The sequence below is a fragment of the Enterobacter sp. YSU genome (assembly GCF_016082135.1).
Taxonomy (GTDB): Bacteria; Pseudomonadota; Gammaproteobacteria; order Enterobacterales; family Enterobacteriaceae; genus Enterobacter; species Enterobacter hormaechei_C.
The window spans coordinates 828,243-843,060 of record NZ_CP059487.1 but is presented as its reverse complement, the minus strand read 5'-3'; the positions used below and the strand labels follow the sequence as shown (position 1 = coordinate 843,060).

Below are 14,818 nucleotides of genomic sequence, written 5' to 3'. Positions count from 1 at the left end.
CTCTCCCGCTTTTTTTCTTCCTCTCTGCTGCGATAATTACCCTAATGGCTTTGCAGAGGAAAACGCTATGGATTACGAATTTTTGCGCGACATCACCGGCGTGGTGAAAGTGCGAATGTCGATGGGGCACGAAGCCGTTGGACACTGGTTTAACGAAGAGGTGAAAGAGAACCTCGCGCTGCTGGATGAAGTCGAACAGGCGGCGGAAACGGTGAAAGGCAGTGAACGCTCCTGGCAACGCGCCGGGCACGAATACACGCTGTGGATGGATGGCGAAGAGGTGATGGTGCGCGCCAACCAACTTGAGTTCTCGGGTGATGAGATGGAAGAGGGGATGAGCTACTACGACGAAGAGAGCCTGTCGCTTTGCGGCGTGGAAGACTTCCTGAGCGTGTTGAACGCCTACCGCGATTTTATGAAACAGAAGTAATTCCCCGAAGCGTCCCTGCTCCGGATCACGTTTACACGGTCGGAATGTTACGGCCGTAGTAAATTTCGCGCATCTCTTTCCAGAGCAGGTCGGTAATGACCTTACGCTCTTCGTCACTTAAATCTTCCGGCCTGGTATGGAACATATAGTGCTTAAGATCGAACTCTTTAAGCATCATCTTGGTATGGAAGATATTCTCCTGATAGACGTTCACATCCATCATGTCGTACAGCGACTTCATGTCCTCGGACATGAAGTTCTGAATGGAGTTGATCTCATGATCAATGAAGTGCTTCATGCCGTTGATATCACGGGTAAAACCGCGCACGCGATAATCAATAGTGACGATATCGGATTCCAGCTGGTGGATTAAATAATTCAACGCATTCAGCGGTGAAATCACGCCGCAGGTCGACACTTCAATATCCGCGCGGAAGGTACATAGCCCGCCTTCCGGGTGGCTTTCCGGGTAGGTGTGCACGCAGATGTGGCTTTTATCCAGGTGGGCGACTACCACTTCCGGCAGCGGGCCGGGGTGCTCGGTTTTGTCGATAAGCTTCGGGTCAACCGGCTCTTCACTCACCAGAATGGTGACGCTCGCACCCTGAGGCTCATAATCCTGGCGCGCGATATTCAGGATGTTCGCGCCGATAATCGAGCAGGTCTCTGTCAGGATCTCGGTCAGACGGTTGGCGTTGTAGAGTTCATCGATATAGGCGATGTAACCATCGCGCTCTTCTGCTGTTTTGGCGTAGCAGATATCGTAAATACAAAAACTCAGGCTTTTGGTCAGATTGTTAAAGCCATGCAGTTTAAGCTTTTTCAATTAGTTCACCTCCTTTGAGGACAGCGCGTCTTGCAGATATTGAGGCAACGCAAAGGCTGCGGTGTGGATCGCCGGGTTGTAGTACCGGCACTGGAGTCCGGCCTGGTGGAAGCGGGCCTGCACGATCTCGGTAGAAAGATGGCGCAGTACGTCGTTATCCGTCGCCCAGGCAAAGGTCATGATCCCACCGTAGTAAGTGGGGATCGCCGCCTGGTAGAAGCTGACGTCAGCAAAATAGGTGCTCAGCTTACGGTGGCTATCAAGCGCTTCATCCTGTTGCAGGAAGCAAACGCCGTTTTGCGCCACAAAAATTCCGCCAGGCTTCAGGCAGCGCTTGCAGCCTTCGTAAAACGACGAGGTAAACAGCGACGCGCCCGGACCGATAGGGTCGGTACAGTCAGAGATAATGACATCAAACGTTTGCGTAGTCTGGTTAACAAAATTGACGCCATCATCGATAACCAGATTAAACCGCGGATCGTCATAGCTGCCGGCATTATGGTTGGGCAGATACTGGCGGCAGAACGACACCACACCGGCGTCGATTTCCACCATGGTGATGGTTTCGACATTCTGATGGCGAGAGACTTCACGCAGCATCGCGCCGTCGCCGCCGCCGATAATCAGCACGTCCTTCGCGTGGCCGTAGGCCAGCAGCGGGACGTGGGTCATCATTTCGTGATAGATAAACTCGTCGCGCTCGGTGGTTTGCACCACGCCGTCCAGCGCCATCACGCGGCCAAAGGCGGCGTTTTCGAAGATTATCAAATCCTGATGATCGGTTTTCTCATGATAGAGCACGTTATCCACGGCAAAATACTGACCAAACTGGTCATGCAGCGTTTCTTGCCATACCGTTTTTTCGGTCATGGGGAGCACCTCCTTCGTTAACATCCATTACATCCGGCAGTTGGGCGCAACACAACACCGCCGTGAGGCGGTTAACGGGTCAACAAGGGGCGTCGGGAAGGTTACTTCACGTAGGCGAGCAGGCTGAGTGAATCGCGAGCCAGCGCTTTGCATTTTTTAGCAGTGGGAATGTCAATACCGCTTAAATCACGGTAGCTGTCTTCACCGAGCGCCTTCATGTCGAAGCTGTCGTAGTTGCTGAGGTCCCATTGGTTCTGCTGGGCAAAAAAGACCAGTGCGCGACGAATTTGCCCATTGGGTAAATTCTGGTAACCACAATCGTTTTTCAGAAAAACAAAAACTGCCGTCAGATCGGCCATATCTTCCGCTTCGTTTTCACTTAGCGCGTAACTGTTCGCACACATCGCCATCAGGCTGGCGAACAAAATTGTTCTGAAAAACGTCTTCATTGCCTTTACCACTGCATCACGGAAAATTAACGTTAGCATACTTGATGCCAGGCCGACGATCTTTATTATTGCCGCCGTGCTTGACCTTCCGGTAAGGGGAGGGTTTATGCTCAAAAGATCGCCTGCTGGAAATAAGGAAATGCACATGCAACGTCGTGATTTTTTAAAATTTTCTGCCGCACTGGGGGTTGCCAGCGCGTTACCTCTCTGGAGCCGCGCCGTTTTTGCCGCCGACAGACCGGCTTTACCCATTCCTGAATTACTCGCCGCAGATGCCCGCAGCCGCATTCAGCTTGTGGTGCAGGCCGGTAAAACCACGTTCGGTCAGCACGCCGCCACGACGTGGGGCTATAACGGCAATCTGCTCGGCCCGGCGTTGCAGTTACGCAAAGGGAAGGCGGTGACGGTAGACATTCATAACACGCTTGCGGAAGAGACCACGCTGCACTGGCACGGGCTGGAAGTCCCGGGCGAAGTGGATGGAGGGCCTCAGGGCATTATCAGGCCTGGTGGTAAACGCAGCGTAACCTTTACTCCGGAACAACGCGCGGCGACCTGCTGGTTCCACCCGCATCAGCATGGCAAAACGGGCCATCAGGTGGCGATGGGGCTGGCCGGGCTGGTGCTGATTGAAGACGATGAAAGCCGCCTGCTGCGCCTGCCAAAACAGTGGGGAATCGACGATGTCCCGGTGATTGTGCAGGACAAAAAATTCAACGCTGACGGGCAAATTGACTATCAGCTGGACGTAATGAGCGCGGCGGTAGGCTGGTTTGGCGATACACTCCTGACCAACGGCGCGATCTACCCGCAGCATGCCGCGCCAAAAGGCTGGCTGCGCTTACGTCTGCTTAACGGCTGTAACGCCCGCTCGCTGAACTTCGCCACCAGCGATAAACGCCCGCTTTACGTGGTGGCAAGCGACGGCGGCCTGCTGCCGGAACCGGTGAAGGTGAGCGAGCTGCCGATGCTGATGGGGGAGCGCTTCGAGGTGCTGGTGGATATCAGCGATGGCAAAGCGTTTGACCTGGTGACCCTGCCGGTCAGCCAGATGGGGATGGCCGTTGCGCCGTTTGATAAGCCGCATCCGGTCCTGCGCATTCAGCCGCTACAGATCACCGCCTCCGGTACGCTGCCGGAGACCCTCACCACGCTGCCAGCACTCCCGTCGCTGGACGGGCTTACGCAGCGTAAACTTCAGCTTTCTATGGATCCGATGCTAGACATGATGGGCATGCAGGCGCTGATGAAGAAGTACGGCAATCAGGCCATGGCGGGAATGCATCACGGCCAGATGATGGGCCATATGAATATGGACCACGGTAAAATGGGCGGCATGGATCACGGCGGCCATGGTTTCGATTTCCACAACGCCAACCGCATCAACGGCAAAGCGTTCGATATGAACACGCCCATGTTCGCCGCCACGAAAGGACAGTTTGAACGCTGGGTGATTTCAGGCGAAGGCGACATGATGCTGCACCCGTTCCATATCCACGGCACGCAGTTCCGTATTCTGTCTGAAAATGGTAAAGCGCCGGAGGCGCATCGTGCGGGCTGGAAAGATACGGTGAGGGTGGAAGGCGGCGTCAGCGAGGTGCTGGTGAAGTTCGACCACGAGGCGCCGAAAGAGTTTGCCTATATGGCCCACTGTCATCTGCTGGAGCATGAAGATACGGGGATGATGCTCGGTTTTACCGTATAAAAAAAAGCCGGGTGGCGGCTTCGCCTTACCCGGCCTACATAGGGCACCCGTAGGCCCGGTAGGCGTTAGCGCCACCGGGCTTTTTCGTTACTTAGCGTCGTCAGGCAGTGCATACGCGACAATATAGTCGCCCATCTTCGTGCCAAACGAACCGTGACCACCCGCAGAGATGACAACGTACTGCTTGCCATTCACTTCATAGGTCATCGGCGTTGCCTGTCCACCGGCTGGCAGACGGCCTTGCCACAGTTTCTCACCGTTGGTCATGTTGTACGCGCGCAGGTAGTTATCTGCGGTTGCCGCGATGAACAGCACGTTACCGGCGGTGGAGATTGGGCCACCCAGCATTGGCATACCCATATTGAAAGGCACTGGAACAGGCATCGGGAACGGCATGCTGTCCTGTGGCGTACCAATACGTTTCTTCCAGACGATCTTGTTGGTCTTCAGATCCAGACCGGAGATGTAACCCCAGGCAGGCTGTTTACACGGCAGACCGAACGGAGAAAGGAACGGATTCAGGGTCACACCATAAGGAACGCCATACTGCGGCTGGATACCGGCTTCGGTACCGCTGCCTTTCGCATCTTTCGGCTGCTCCATTGGATTACCCGGACCACGAGGGATCAGGCGGGAAACGAACGGCAGCGCCATTGGGTTAGCGATGGCGACCTGACGGTTAGGGTCAACGGAGATCCCACCCCATTCGAACATCCCCAGGTTACCCGGGAAGACCAGCGTACCCTGCTCTGACGGCGGGGTGAAAATCCCTTCGTAGCGCAGCTGGTGGAACATCACGCGGCATACCAGCTGGTCAAACATGGTGGCACCCCACATGTCTGCACCGCTGAGATCTTTCTTCGGACGGAAGCTCAGGTCAGAGAACGGCTGCGTTTTGGTGACGTAGTCGCCTTTGGCCGCACCCTGCGGAACCGGTTTTTCCGGCGCAGGAACAACCAGCTTACCGTTGCTACGATCAAGCACGAAGATGTTACCGGTTTTCGCCGGGGCGTAAATCACCGGTACGGTTTTACCGTTAACGGTAATGTCCGCCAGCGTCGGCTGGGACGGCATATCCATATCCCACAGATCGTGGTGAACGGTCTGGTAGCTCCATGCCAGTTTACCGGTTGTTGCGTTCAGCGCCACGATGGAGCTGGCGTAACGTTCCTGCTCCGGCGTACGGTTACCGCCCCAGATATCCGGCGTGGTCACGCCCATCGGCAGGTAGACCAGGTCCAGCTTCGCGTCATACGCTGCCGGTGCCCAGGAGTTCGGTGAGTTAAAGGTAAAGGTGTGTTCATCCGATGGGATCGCGTTAGGATCCTTCGCGCCCGGGTCGAAGGCCCACAGCAGTTTACCGGTGTTCACGTCGAAACCACGGATAACGCCGGAGGTTTCACGGGTAGAGAAGTTATCCGTTACCGAACCGGCAATCACGATGGTTTTGTCGGTGATGATTGGCGGGGAGGTCGGCTCATACAGGCCCGGCGTGGTGTCCGGCATGTTGGTCTGAAGATTCAGAATGCCTTTATTGGCGAAGGTTTCGCACAGCTTGCCGGTCTCAGCGTTAATGGCAAACAGGCGGCCATCGTTCACCGGCAGCATAATGCGGCGAGGACAGTCGGCAATGACTTCCGGGCTGGCATTATCGGCGCGCGCTTCGTGGTAAGAGACGCCGCGGCAGGTAATGTGCTGGAACGACGGGTTGGAGTTCAGCTGTGGATCAAAGTGCCATTTCTCTTTACCGGTAGCCGCGTCGAGCGCGAACAGACGCTGGTGCGCCGTACACAGGTAGAGCATGTTGCCCACTTTAATCGGGGTCACTTCGTTGGTCAGCTCACCCGGATCGTTTGGCATCTTCAGGTCGCCGGTACGGAATACCCAGGCCTCCTTCAGGTTTTTCACGTTGTCCGCGTTGATCTGCTTCAGCGGGGAGTAGCGTTGACCTTCCTGGTTACGACCATAAGCAGGCCAGTCACCGTCCGCCACCTGCGAAATAGCCGCAGCCGGCGTGGATTCCGCGTTCAGCGTACCGTTGATCTCCTGCGGGTCGTTAAAACCGGCCCAGGTCAGGATGCCGCCACTAATCAGCAGGGCAACGACCAGACCGGCCACGGCGCCACTGGAAGGGACGATCAGACGACGCCAGACAAACGGCAGGATCAGCCAGATACCGAAGAAGACCAGAATGTCGCTGCGCGGCGTCAACGCCCAGAAGTCGAACCCGACTTCCCAGACGCCCCAGATCATGGTTGCGAGCAGTAACGCTGCGTACAGCCACAGAGCAGATTGTTTTCTGCGTAAAAGCAGGACGGTTACGCCAACCATAACCAGACCCGCAATCGGGTAGTACCAGGAGCCGCCAATCGCGACCAGCCATACGCCACCGATTAACAAATACAGCGCGCAGAACGCGGCAAACGCGGCTGTTAATGTCACCAGTAGACGCGGCTGTTTAGTTTTTGTTTCAGCCATAGAAAAGTACTCGTCAGTTTTGTTAATTATTTGCTAGCAATTAATTATAGGTATTAACAACTGTGATCGGAATCACAAATATTGCTTTTTATAACTCATACGCCAGGCTTATCCAATTACTGGTATAATGGCTGGCTTGCGTATCGATGCCGGAGCGAGAGTCATCCGCATTGAGAGATTTTCACTAAAATCATTTGGTTAGTAATATGAAACATACTGTTGAAGTGATGATCCCGGAAGCCGAGATCAAAGCGCGTATCGCCGAACTGGGTCGTCAAATCACCGAACATTACAAGGACAGCGGCAGCGAAATGGTGCTGGTCGGTCTGTTGCGTGGCTCTTTCATGTTCATGGCAGACCTGTGCCGTGAAGTGCAGGTGCCGCACGAGGTCGATTTTATGACCGCCTCCAGCTACGGCAGCGGCATGTCCACAACCCGTGATGTGAAAATCCTGAAAGATCTGGATGAAGATATTCGTGGCAAAGATGTGTTGATTGTTGAGGACATCATCGACTCCGGCAACACGCTCTCTAAAGTGCGTGAGATCCTGAGCCTGCGTGAACCAAAATCACTGGCGATTTGTACTCTGCTGGATAAGCCTGAGCGCCGTGAAGTGCAGGTGCCGGTGGAGTTCGTTGGTTTCTCCATCCCGGACGAATTCGTGGTGGGTTACGGCATTGATTACGCGCAGCGTTATCGCCATCTGCCGTATGTTGGGAAAGTAGTGATTCTGGACGAATAATTGCGGGCTGATGCCCTCACCCCAGCCCTCTCCCACAGGGAGAGGGTGAAAACCCCCGGCTTTGTTATTTATGGTTAACGTGCTTAAGCTTGAGGTTGGCAATTCCCGAGCGGTAACGCTGTTCCAGCGTTTCGCGGTTGGTGGCGGTCACTTCCAGATTGCGTAGCAGGCCGTCGTGAATACCGTACGCCCAGCCGTGGATGGAGACCTTCTGTCCGCGTTTCCAGGCAGACTGCATAATCGTCGAGTGGCCCAGGTTATAGACCTGCTCCATCACGTTCAGCTCACACAGCGTGTCGAGACGGCGCTCCTGCGGCATTTCGCCCAGCAGTGAGCTATGTTTGAACCAGATATCACGGATGTGCAGCAGCCAGTTATCGATTAACCCCAGCTCTGTATTTTCGACCGCCGCCTGTACGCCGCCGCAGCCGTAGTGGCCACAAATAATGATGTGCTCAACCTCCAGAACGTCAACGGCATACTGAACAACCGAAAGGCAGTTGAGATCGGTATGAATAACGAGGTTAGCCACATTGCGGTGAACAAACAGTTCGCCCGGTTCAAGACCGGTCAGACGTTCGGCGGGGACGCGGCTGTCGGAACATCCAATCCAGAGAAAGCGCGGGTTCTGCGCCTGTGCCAGTTTTCCAAAAAATCCGGGGTCTTCCTCCACCAGCATTTTTGACCATAGTGCATTGTTGCTGATGAGTGTATCTATGTCGTTCATGGAGGTTAGCGACCTGTAACCAAGTGATTGCGTTGCGCTACTATAGGGTAACCCGACTTTTAATGAAACCACACAACGTGTGTCAGAACTTAAGGTAAGTTGAATTCATGGCGATTGCACTGGAGCTTGAACAGCTCAAAAAAACCTACCCGGGGGGCGTCCAGGCGCTGCGCGGGATAGATCTTAAAGTCGAAGCGGGAGATTTCTACGCGCTTCTGGGGCCGAACGGGGCGGGAAAATCGACCACCATCGGGATTATCAGCTCGCTGGTCAATAAAACGTCTGGCCGCGTTAGCGTGTTTGGCTACGACCTGCAAAAAGACGTGGTCAACGCCAAGCGCCAGCTGGGGCTGGTGCCGCAGGAGTTCAACTTCAACCCGTTTGAGACGGTACAGCAGATTGTTGTTAACCAGGCGGGTTACTATGGCGTTGAGCGCAAAGAAGCGCTGGAGCGCAGCGAAAAGTATCTCAAACAGCTTGACCTGTGGGAGAAGCGTAACGAGCGCGCGCGGATGTTGTCCGGGGGGATGAAGCGCCGCCTGATGATTGCTCGCGCGCTGATGCACGAGCCAAAGCTGCTCATTCTTGATGAACCGACCGCTGGCGTGGATATTGAACTGCGTCGTTCCATGTGGGGCTTCCTGAAGGATCTGAACGACAAAGGCACCACCATCATTCTGACCACGCACTACCTTGAAGAGGCAGAGATGCTGTGCCGCAACATCGGCATCATTCAGCACGGCGAGCTGGTGGAAAACACCTCGATGAAGAACCTGCTCTCCAAGCTAAAATCAGAGACCTTTATCCTCGATCTGGCGGCGAAAAGCGCCCTGCCGAAGCTGGAGGGGTATAACTATCGCCTGGTCGATACCTCGACGCTGGAGGTAGAAGTGCTGCGCGAGCAGGGAATCAACAGCGTGTTCTCCCAGTTGAGCGCGCAGGGCGTTCAGGTATTAAGCATGCGTAACAAAGCGAACCGACTGGAAGAGCTGTTTGTCTCTCTGGTGCACGATAAACAAGGAGACAAGGCATGACGCATCTTTACTGGGTCGCGCTGAAAAGCATCTGGGCGAAAGAGATTAACCGCTTTATGCGCATCTGGGTGCAAACCCTGGTGCCGCCGGTGATCACCATGACGCTCTACTTCATCATTTTCGGCAACCTGATTGGCTCCCGCATTGGTGAGATGCACGGCTTTACCTATATGCAGTTTATCGTGCCGGGCCTGATCATGATGGCAGTGATCACCAACGCTTACGCGAACGTGGCGTCCTCATTCTTCAGCGCCAAGTTCCAGCGCAACATTGAAGAGCTGCTGGTGGCGCCAGTGCCGACGCACGTCATTATCGCCGGTTACGTGGGCGGCGGCGTGGCGCGCGGGCTGTGCGTGGGTATTCTGGTGACGGCGATTTCGCTGTTCTTCGTGCCGTTCCAGGTGCACTCGTGGCTGTTCGTGGCGCTCACGCTATTGCTGACGGCGATCCTGTTCTCACTGGCTGGCTTGCTGAACGCCGTGTTCGCCAAAACGTTCGATGACATCAGCCTGATCCCGACCTTCGTGCTGACGCCGCTAACCTATCTGGGCGGGGTGTTCTACTCCCTGACGCTGCTGCCGCCGTTCTGGCAGGCGCTGTCGCACCTGAACCCGATTGTCTATATGATCAGCGGCTTCCGCTTTGGTTTCCTCGGCATTACCGATGTCCCGCTGTTCACCACCGTTGTGGTGCTGGCGGTATTTATCGTGGCGTTCTATCTGCTGTGCTGGTATCTGATCCAGCGTGGACGTGGGCTGCGTAGCTAATCTTCTGCCCGGCGACGTTCTGTTTGCCGGGCACTTTCTTTGACAGTTATCACCGTAAACTAACCTTCACCTGGATAAACTACTCGCCTGCTAAGGAGAGACGTTATGCTGGGATGGGTTATCACCTGCCACGATGAAGAGGCACAGGAAATGCTCCTGAAGCTGGAGGCGCGATTTGGCCCTCTGGCGCAATGTCGTGCGGTAAATTACTGGCGAGGGCTGAGCACCAATATGCTAAGCCGGATGATGTGCGACGCGCTGCATGAAACCGACACCGGTGATGGCGTGATTTTTCTCACCGACAGATCGGGCGCGGCGCCTTACCGTTCAGCGGCGTTAATGAGCCATAAGCATGATAACTGTGAAGTGATCTCCGGTATCAGCCTGCCTTTACTCGAAGCGATGTATCCGCTGCGCGCAACGTTGAGCAGCGCTGAGTTTCGTCACGCCATTGTGGCGCAAGGCTCGCCGGGCGTGAGCAGCCTGTGGCACCAGCAGCAGAAGAATCCGCCTTTCGTTCTGCTTCACGATCTGTATAAGCATTAAACATTGGTATTGATGTCGCTTTTGCTACAATGGCGACTGATTTTCCGTATCGATTTATATCCCATGCTCATGCGCGTTATCTTTATCCTTCTGCTACTGGTCTCCGGTGGTGCGTCTGCCAGCCTGACCAGTCAGCAAGGCCTTCCTGCCCAATATATGCAAACCACCGAAGATGCGGCCATCTGGGCGCAGGTGGGAAATGCCGTCGTGAACGTGGGCAATGTCCGCGCCGGGCAGATCCTCGCCGTCTTTCCGGCCGCGGCGGATTACTATGAATTTCGTTTCGGATTCGGTACGGGGTTTATTGATAAAGAGCACCTGGAAAAAGTGCAGGGTAAGCAACGCGTTGAGGATAGTCTGGGCGATCTGAACAAGCCGCTCAGCAATCAAAACCTCATCACCTGGAAAGACACGCCAGTGTATAATGCCCCCAGCAGCGGAAGCGCGCCCTTTGGCACCTTAAGCGCCAATCTTCGCTATCCGATTCTTAATAAGCTGAAAGATCGCCTGAACCAGACCTGGTTTCAGATCCGCATCGGCAATCGTCTGGCGTGGATCAGCAGCCTGGATGCACAGGAAGATAACGGACTGCCGATTCTGACCTACCACCATATCCTGCGTGATGAAGAGAACACCCGTTTTCGACATACCTCCACGACAACCAGCGTACGTGCGTTTAATAATCAGATGGCCTGGTTACGCGATCAAGGCTATACCACGCTGACAATGTACCAGCTTGAAGGGTACGTGCGTAACAAGATGAACCTCCCCGCGAAAGCGGTGGTGATCACTTTTGATGATGGCCTGAAATCGGTGAGCCGCTACGCGTATCCGGTGCTGAAAGAGTATGGCTTCAACGCGACGGCGTTTATTATTTCATCCCGAATCAAAGGTCACCCGCAGAAGTGGGATCCCCGATCGCTACAGTTTATGAGCGTTCAGGAAATCAAGGCCATCCAGGATGTGTTCGACATTCAGTCTCACACCCACTTCCTGCATCGCGTTGATGGGTATAAACACCCCATCTTATTGAGCCGCAGCTATCACGTGATCCTGTTCGATTTTGAACGCTCACGGCGTGCACTGGCGCAGTTCAACCCGCGCGTGCTGTATGTTTCGTACCCGTTTGGCGGGTATGACAATAAAGCGATTAAAGCCGCGAATGATGCCGGTTTTCATCTGGCGGTGACAACGGTGAAAGGGAAGGTGAAGCCGGGGGATAATCCGTTCTTACTGAAGCGGCTGTATATTCTAAGAACGGATTCGCTGGAGACGATGTCGCGGCTGATCAGCAATCAGCCGCAGGGGTGATTACAAATACTCTATTGAGAATGTCGCCACCGCTTTGAAATTACCGGCAGCAATATCGCTGGTATATTCCATAAAATAGGCATTAAAAGGTAAATCAATGTTTTCGCTGGTGCCTACCGTGCGAAGAGGTGCATAAATTGGTGTGGGATCGTTAATTATCGGTTCTCCATGTCCCCCTGGGTTGGAGGGAAACTCTTCGTTTATTAAGACACCAACCCCTCTCGCGGCATTCGAAGTCAAGATATTGGTCAACACAACCCCCGTTCCGGGAACAGAGGTGGTTGTATTGGAGCTGACTTTATAATAAATACCCACCGTATTAGCACAACCTTTGAGCTGCAAATTAAATTGTTTATGTGGATACCAGCCGCTGTTTTTCACATCGGAGAACATAACTTCACCAAAATCAACGTTATTACTGCCGCCATTGACCATGGCTGCCTGACAGGTGGCGGCGGCAACCGGAATGCTAAAAGATGACGGCGTAATATTAAACCACCAGGGTTGGTTGTCGCTGTCCGTATGCCCTCCAATGGACATCCCACCGATTTTTTTTGACCCTTGTGGGGTTATTACCGAAACATGTTCAGGGTTACCCAGAATACTGTCTCGCTGATAAAGCTTGATTTGGATTTTCCAATTATGATCTGTTTTCGACGCGTTTATGGGAAGGTTTATCCATTGACCAGAGGAATATTGAAAATATGCTCCAGGGTTGCTATCGCTATAAACCCTCACTGCATAAGCAATCCCGTCAATATTGGTTGGCCAAAGCGCGTACCCTTCGTCGGTAGTCCCAACCACGTCGTAGGTGATATTTGACATTTGTTCACCTTCGTTTCCTGCATCGCACTGAGACCAAAGCCCAGGGGAAAGTTGTGCATTAAAGGGGCCCGCAATCTCACTAAAATGGCCCGGTATTCCCGTGTTGTAACTGGATTTAAAATAGACAGGTGAATTTGCAAGGGTATTGACAATCGTTGAGGTCCCGCCCTCGCCACTATAGCCAAAATGGCATTCACCCCAAGCATACCCTTGCAGTAGCAGTAGACTTGCCGCGAACAGTCTTGCCCATGCAAAAATATTAAACCATCCTGTGTTACTCATGAGTATATTCTTCCTGTTTACTCTAGTTATAGGTGGCATTAACCACAACACTACTCGTCACTTTTCCCGCTTTCACGAGGCCGACGTTCTGTAAGCGTGCATAAAATGGATAATCTTTCACCCAGCTATCTGCGCCTGCATCGATTAACACGCTGGAGCTACCGTCCGCGTTCAGTACATTGGTGTTTAACGCTTTTGAAAAGATAACGACACCCGTGTTTTCTGCTCCGCCTTCCAGGACCTTGGTTTCGTTGATAAACACCTGGCGAGTGCCAACCGGCCACTGCTTGCTTTGTGGCTGGAAACTGAAATCCACCGCATTTACCGAGATATTATCGCCAGAGCAACTTTCTACCCGCACTGTAAACGGGGTGCCGCTTGCTGCATCTGTAGGCTGCAAACGCGAGCTTCCATCGGGGTTATAAAACCAATTCTTACTGACCGTCGGCAGATGGACTTTTCCTCCATCTGGAATCGAAATCTGGCAGGTGTTTTCGACAATATTGGCATCAAGCGTGACATCCATGCCTGTTTCCGCTGACAGGCATGGGGCAGACCAGTGCCAGGCAATGAGTCCTGCGAAGATCACCGATCTTTTGAGAACCTTATTTTTCTGTTTGTTTGACATCTCTGCTCTGCCCATGATTATTACTGGTAAGTGACGACAAACGTCACGGGCGCGCTAACGTCACCGGCGGTGACATCTGCGATCGTTTTATCTTTTGCGATCACGATACGTGCATTCATATCTACACTAGCGGATGCACCGCTAATAGTGACGGCTTGTGACGGTTTTGTACTACAGTTCATCAGCATTCCTGATCCAGACGTTCCTTTCCAGACTTCAAAGGCCGCGCCATTACTGGCGTTAAATGAATCACCATTTTTCGCATCGCCAGAACACTCCCCTCCCGCTCCGGTGGTTGCTTGTACGCTCGCAGTTTTCACACCTGCACAGCTGCTAAAAACGATTTTGAATGGTTCGCTTCGGCTTTGAGCCACAAGGTCTGACTTAAAAACATCTCCAAATGGCAACGTCGTAATTTGTTGACCACCGCTGTTTTGGATCTGCGCAGTACAGGTCCCCGCCTCAACCGTAGAGGTAAAGGTTGCCTGAACGCTGGTAGTACCTGTAATCGCGCTACTGGCGGCGCTGAAGAGACCGGAAGAAATTGCCAGAGCAATCAGTGTGGACGATTTTATGTTCATCTTTGCGTATCCTTCCGCTTACTGGTATTCAAAGTTAAAAGTGGCAACTGCACTGAAGTCACCCGTGGTTGCAAGACCTGCTTTTGTTTCCGCCATACGGGCAATAAGGGAGACTTCTTTGCTACTGATTTCGGCCGCCGTCCAGACCAGACGTTTAGCATCATCAGTGGCATTGATGGTAAATGGCGCAGTAGGTGCAGCAGAGCGGGCGATAGACACACCGGTATAGTCTGCTTTTGTTCCGGTCGCACTATTGTTAATGATGGTATCGGAATATACCGACTTGATGCCGGTGATCGTGGTTTTTAATGACTGTAGGCTGGATGGACACTCAACGATTTTAAGCTTAAACGTTGTGCTGGCCACGTCTGAGCCCGCAGTGATATCTGCTAGCGAGGTCTTGCCACTAGTACCGATTGGAATAGTGTTATTTTTTCCATCACCTGCGCCGCCCTCAATTTTTACATCGCAGGTGGTTTCCCGCAGTGAGGCGGTAAACGTAACATCCAGATTCGTTGTTGCTGCCATAGCCTGTGAACTTAACGCCAGAGCAAGCAATGTGCTGAGGCTTGTCAGTGACAATGTTTTCTTCATTAAAAATAACTCCCTGTTAAAA

At 53.4% G+C, this 14,818-nt stretch carries 16 protein-coding genes; 7 read left to right on the top strand and 9 right to left on the bottom strand.

Features of this window, described 5'->3' with window-relative positions; all coding sequences use genetic code 11:
- Positions 1-67 precede the first annotated feature (67 nt).
- Positions 68-430 carry a protein YacL gene (gene yacL / locus H2Z33_RS04150; protein WP_017694501.1) on the top strand — a complete coding sequence of 121 codons (363 nt, stop codon included), beginning with the start codon at positions 68-70 and terminating at the stop codon, positions 428-430.
- A 31-nt stretch (positions 431-461) separates the two neighbouring features.
- Here yacL and speD read toward each other — a convergent pair whose 3' ends face one another.
- The 3 genes from speD to H2Z33_RS04135 form a co-directional block, all read right to left on the bottom strand.
- Positions 462-1,256, bottom strand: coding sequence for an adenosylmethionine decarboxylase (gene speD / locus H2Z33_RS04145; protein ID WP_017694500.1), 795 nt, complete (start codon positions 1,254-1,256; stop codon positions 462-464).
- Positions 1,257-2,126: a polyamine aminopropyltransferase gene (gene speE / locus H2Z33_RS04140; RefSeq protein WP_063135042.1), complete on the bottom strand. Its 870-nt coding sequence runs from the start codon at positions 2,124-2,126 to the stop codon at positions 1,257-1,259.
- 101 nt (positions 2,127-2,227) lie between these two features.
- The gene (locus H2Z33_RS04135; protein WP_063135056.1) at positions 2,228-2,575 is read right to left on the bottom strand and encodes a YacC family pilotin-like protein; all 348 of its coding nucleotides are present in this window, start codon (positions 2,573-2,575) and stop codon (positions 2,228-2,230) included.
- Positions 2,576-2,720: 145 nt separating this feature from the next.
- On the opposite strand from H2Z33_RS04135, the gene cueO reads away from it, so the two are divergent.
- The gene (cueO, locus tag H2Z33_RS04130; RefSeq protein ID WP_032652587.1) at positions 2,721-4,280 is read left to right on the top strand and encodes a multicopper oxidase CueO; all 1,560 of its coding nucleotides are present in this window, start codon (positions 2,721-2,723) and stop codon (positions 4,278-4,280) included.
- A gap of 87 nt (positions 4,281-4,367) precedes the next feature.
- On the opposite strand, the gene H2Z33_RS04125 is transcribed toward cueO, so the two are convergent.
- Entirely contained in the window at positions 4,368-6,758 is a 2,391-nt protein-coding gene (locus tag H2Z33_RS04125; protein WP_003856304.1) for a glucose/quinate/shikimate family membrane-bound PQQ-dependent dehydrogenase, read from the bottom strand.
- A 206-nt stretch (positions 6,759-6,964) separates the two neighbouring features.
- Between H2Z33_RS04125 and hpt the strand changes: the two genes are divergently transcribed.
- Positions 6,965-7,501 (top strand): hypoxanthine phosphoribosyltransferase, encoded by a 537-nt coding sequence (gene hpt, locus H2Z33_RS04120; protein WP_003856303.1) that lies wholly within the window; start codon positions 6,965-6,967, stop codon positions 7,499-7,501.
- 64 nt (positions 7,502-7,565) lie between these two features.
- Here the strand turns inward: hpt and can are convergent, their stop codons facing one another.
- Positions 7,566-8,228: a carbonate dehydratase gene (gene can / locus H2Z33_RS04115; protein WP_003856301.1), complete on the bottom strand. Its 663-nt coding sequence runs from the start codon at positions 8,226-8,228 to the stop codon at positions 7,566-7,568.
- Positions 8,229-8,335: 107 nt separating this feature from the next.
- Between can and H2Z33_RS04110 the strand changes: the two genes are divergently transcribed.
- From H2Z33_RS04110 to H2Z33_RS04095, 4 genes are all read left to right on the top strand, one after another.
- A complete protein-coding gene (locus H2Z33_RS04110) occupies positions 8,336-9,262 on the top strand; it encodes an ABC transporter ATP-binding protein (protein ID WP_017383763.1) in 927 nt (308 codons plus the stop codon).
- Complete coding sequence (locus H2Z33_RS04105; RefSeq protein WP_006810078.1) at positions 9,259-10,029, top strand: ABC transporter permease; 771 nt, start codon at positions 9,259-9,261, stop codon at positions 10,027-10,029. Before H2Z33_RS04110 ends, H2Z33_RS04105 begins: the two co-directional genes overlap by 4 nt.
- Before the next feature lie 105 nt (positions 10,030-10,134).
- Complete coding sequence (locus tag H2Z33_RS04100) at positions 10,135-10,575, top strand: PTS sugar transporter subunit IIA (RefSeq protein ID WP_015572698.1); 441 nt, start codon at positions 10,135-10,137, stop codon at positions 10,573-10,575.
- 63 nt (positions 10,576-10,638) lie between these two features.
- Positions 10,639-11,886, top strand: coding sequence for a polysaccharide deacetylase family protein (locus H2Z33_RS04095; protein ID WP_033486453.1), 1,248 nt, complete (start codon positions 10,639-10,641; stop codon positions 11,884-11,886).
- Here the strand turns inward: H2Z33_RS04095 and H2Z33_RS04090 are convergent, their stop codons facing one another.
- Genes H2Z33_RS04090 through H2Z33_RS04075 form a run of 4 tightly spaced genes read right to left on the bottom strand, consistent with a single transcriptional unit; the run spans position 11,887 to position 14,796 of the window.
- Entirely contained in the window at positions 11,887-12,993 is a 1,107-nt protein-coding gene (locus tag H2Z33_RS04090) for a fimbrial protein (protein ID WP_058686583.1), read from the bottom strand.
- A 22-nt stretch (positions 12,994-13,015) separates the two neighbouring features.
- Positions 13,016-13,621, bottom strand: coding sequence for a fimbrial-like protein (locus H2Z33_RS04085; protein ID WP_033486455.1), 606 nt, complete (start codon positions 13,619-13,621; stop codon positions 13,016-13,018).
- Positions 13,622-13,641: 20 nt separating this feature from the next.
- On the bottom strand, positions 13,642-14,202 hold the full coding sequence (locus tag H2Z33_RS04080; RefSeq protein WP_072203305.1) for a fimbrial protein: 561 nt from the start codon (positions 14,200-14,202) through the stop codon (positions 13,642-13,644).
- 18 nt (positions 14,203-14,220) lie between these two features.
- The gene (locus tag H2Z33_RS04075; protein ID WP_050515866.1) at positions 14,221-14,796 is read right to left on the bottom strand and encodes a fimbrial protein; all 576 of its coding nucleotides are present in this window, start codon (positions 14,794-14,796) and stop codon (positions 14,221-14,223) included.
- Positions 14,797-14,818 lie beyond the last annotated feature (22 nt).

Coding starts and splice junctions, on each gene's coding strand:
- H2Z33_RS04110 (WP_017383763.1), top strand. CDS start 8,336: ATGGCGATTGCACTGGAGCTTGAACAGCTCAAAAAAACCTACCCGGGG.
- H2Z33_RS04100 (WP_015572698.1), top strand. CDS start 10,135: ATGCTGGGATGGGTTATCACCTGCCACGATGAAGAGGCACAGGAAATG.
- H2Z33_RS04080 (WP_072203305.1), bottom strand. CDS start 14,202: ATGAACATAAAATCGTCCACACTGATTGCTCTGGCAATTTCTTCCGGT.
- can (WP_003856301.1), bottom strand. CDS start 8,228: ATGAACGACATAGATACACTCATCAGCAACAATGCACTATGGTCAAAA.
- speE (WP_063135042.1), bottom strand. CDS start 2,126: ATGACCGAAAAAACGGTATGGCAAGAAACGCTGCATGACCAGTTTGGT.
- H2Z33_RS04075 (WP_050515866.1), bottom strand. CDS start 14,796: ATGAAGAAAACATTGTCACTGACAAGCCTCAGCACATTGCTTGCTCTG.
- H2Z33_RS04135 (WP_063135056.1), bottom strand. CDS start 2,575: ATGAAGACGTTTTTCAGAACAATTTTGTTCGCCAGCCTGATGGCGATG.
- H2Z33_RS04090 (WP_058686583.1), bottom strand. CDS start 12,993: ATGAGTAACACAGGATGGTTTAATATTTTTGCATGGGCAAGACTGTTC.
- cueO (WP_032652587.1), top strand. CDS start 2,721: ATGCAACGTCGTGATTTTTTAAAATTTTCTGCCGCACTGGGGGTTGCC.
- H2Z33_RS04095 (WP_033486453.1), top strand. CDS start 10,639: ATGCTCATGCGCGTTATCTTTATCCTTCTGCTACTGGTCTCCGGTGGT.
- H2Z33_RS04105 (WP_006810078.1), top strand. CDS start 9,259: ATGACGCATCTTTACTGGGTCGCGCTGAAAAGCATCTGGGCGAAAGAG.
- H2Z33_RS04085 (WP_033486455.1), bottom strand. CDS start 13,621: ATGTCAAACAAACAGAAAAATAAGGTTCTCAAAAGATCGGTGATCTTC.
- hpt (WP_003856303.1), top strand. CDS start 6,965: ATGAAACATACTGTTGAAGTGATGATCCCGGAAGCCGAGATCAAAGCG.
- H2Z33_RS04125 (WP_003856304.1), bottom strand. CDS start 6,758: ATGGCTGAAACAAAAACTAAACAGCCGCGTCTACTGGTGACATTAACA.
- yacL (WP_017694501.1), top strand. CDS start 68: ATGGATTACGAATTTTTGCGCGACATCACCGGCGTGGTGAAAGTGCGA.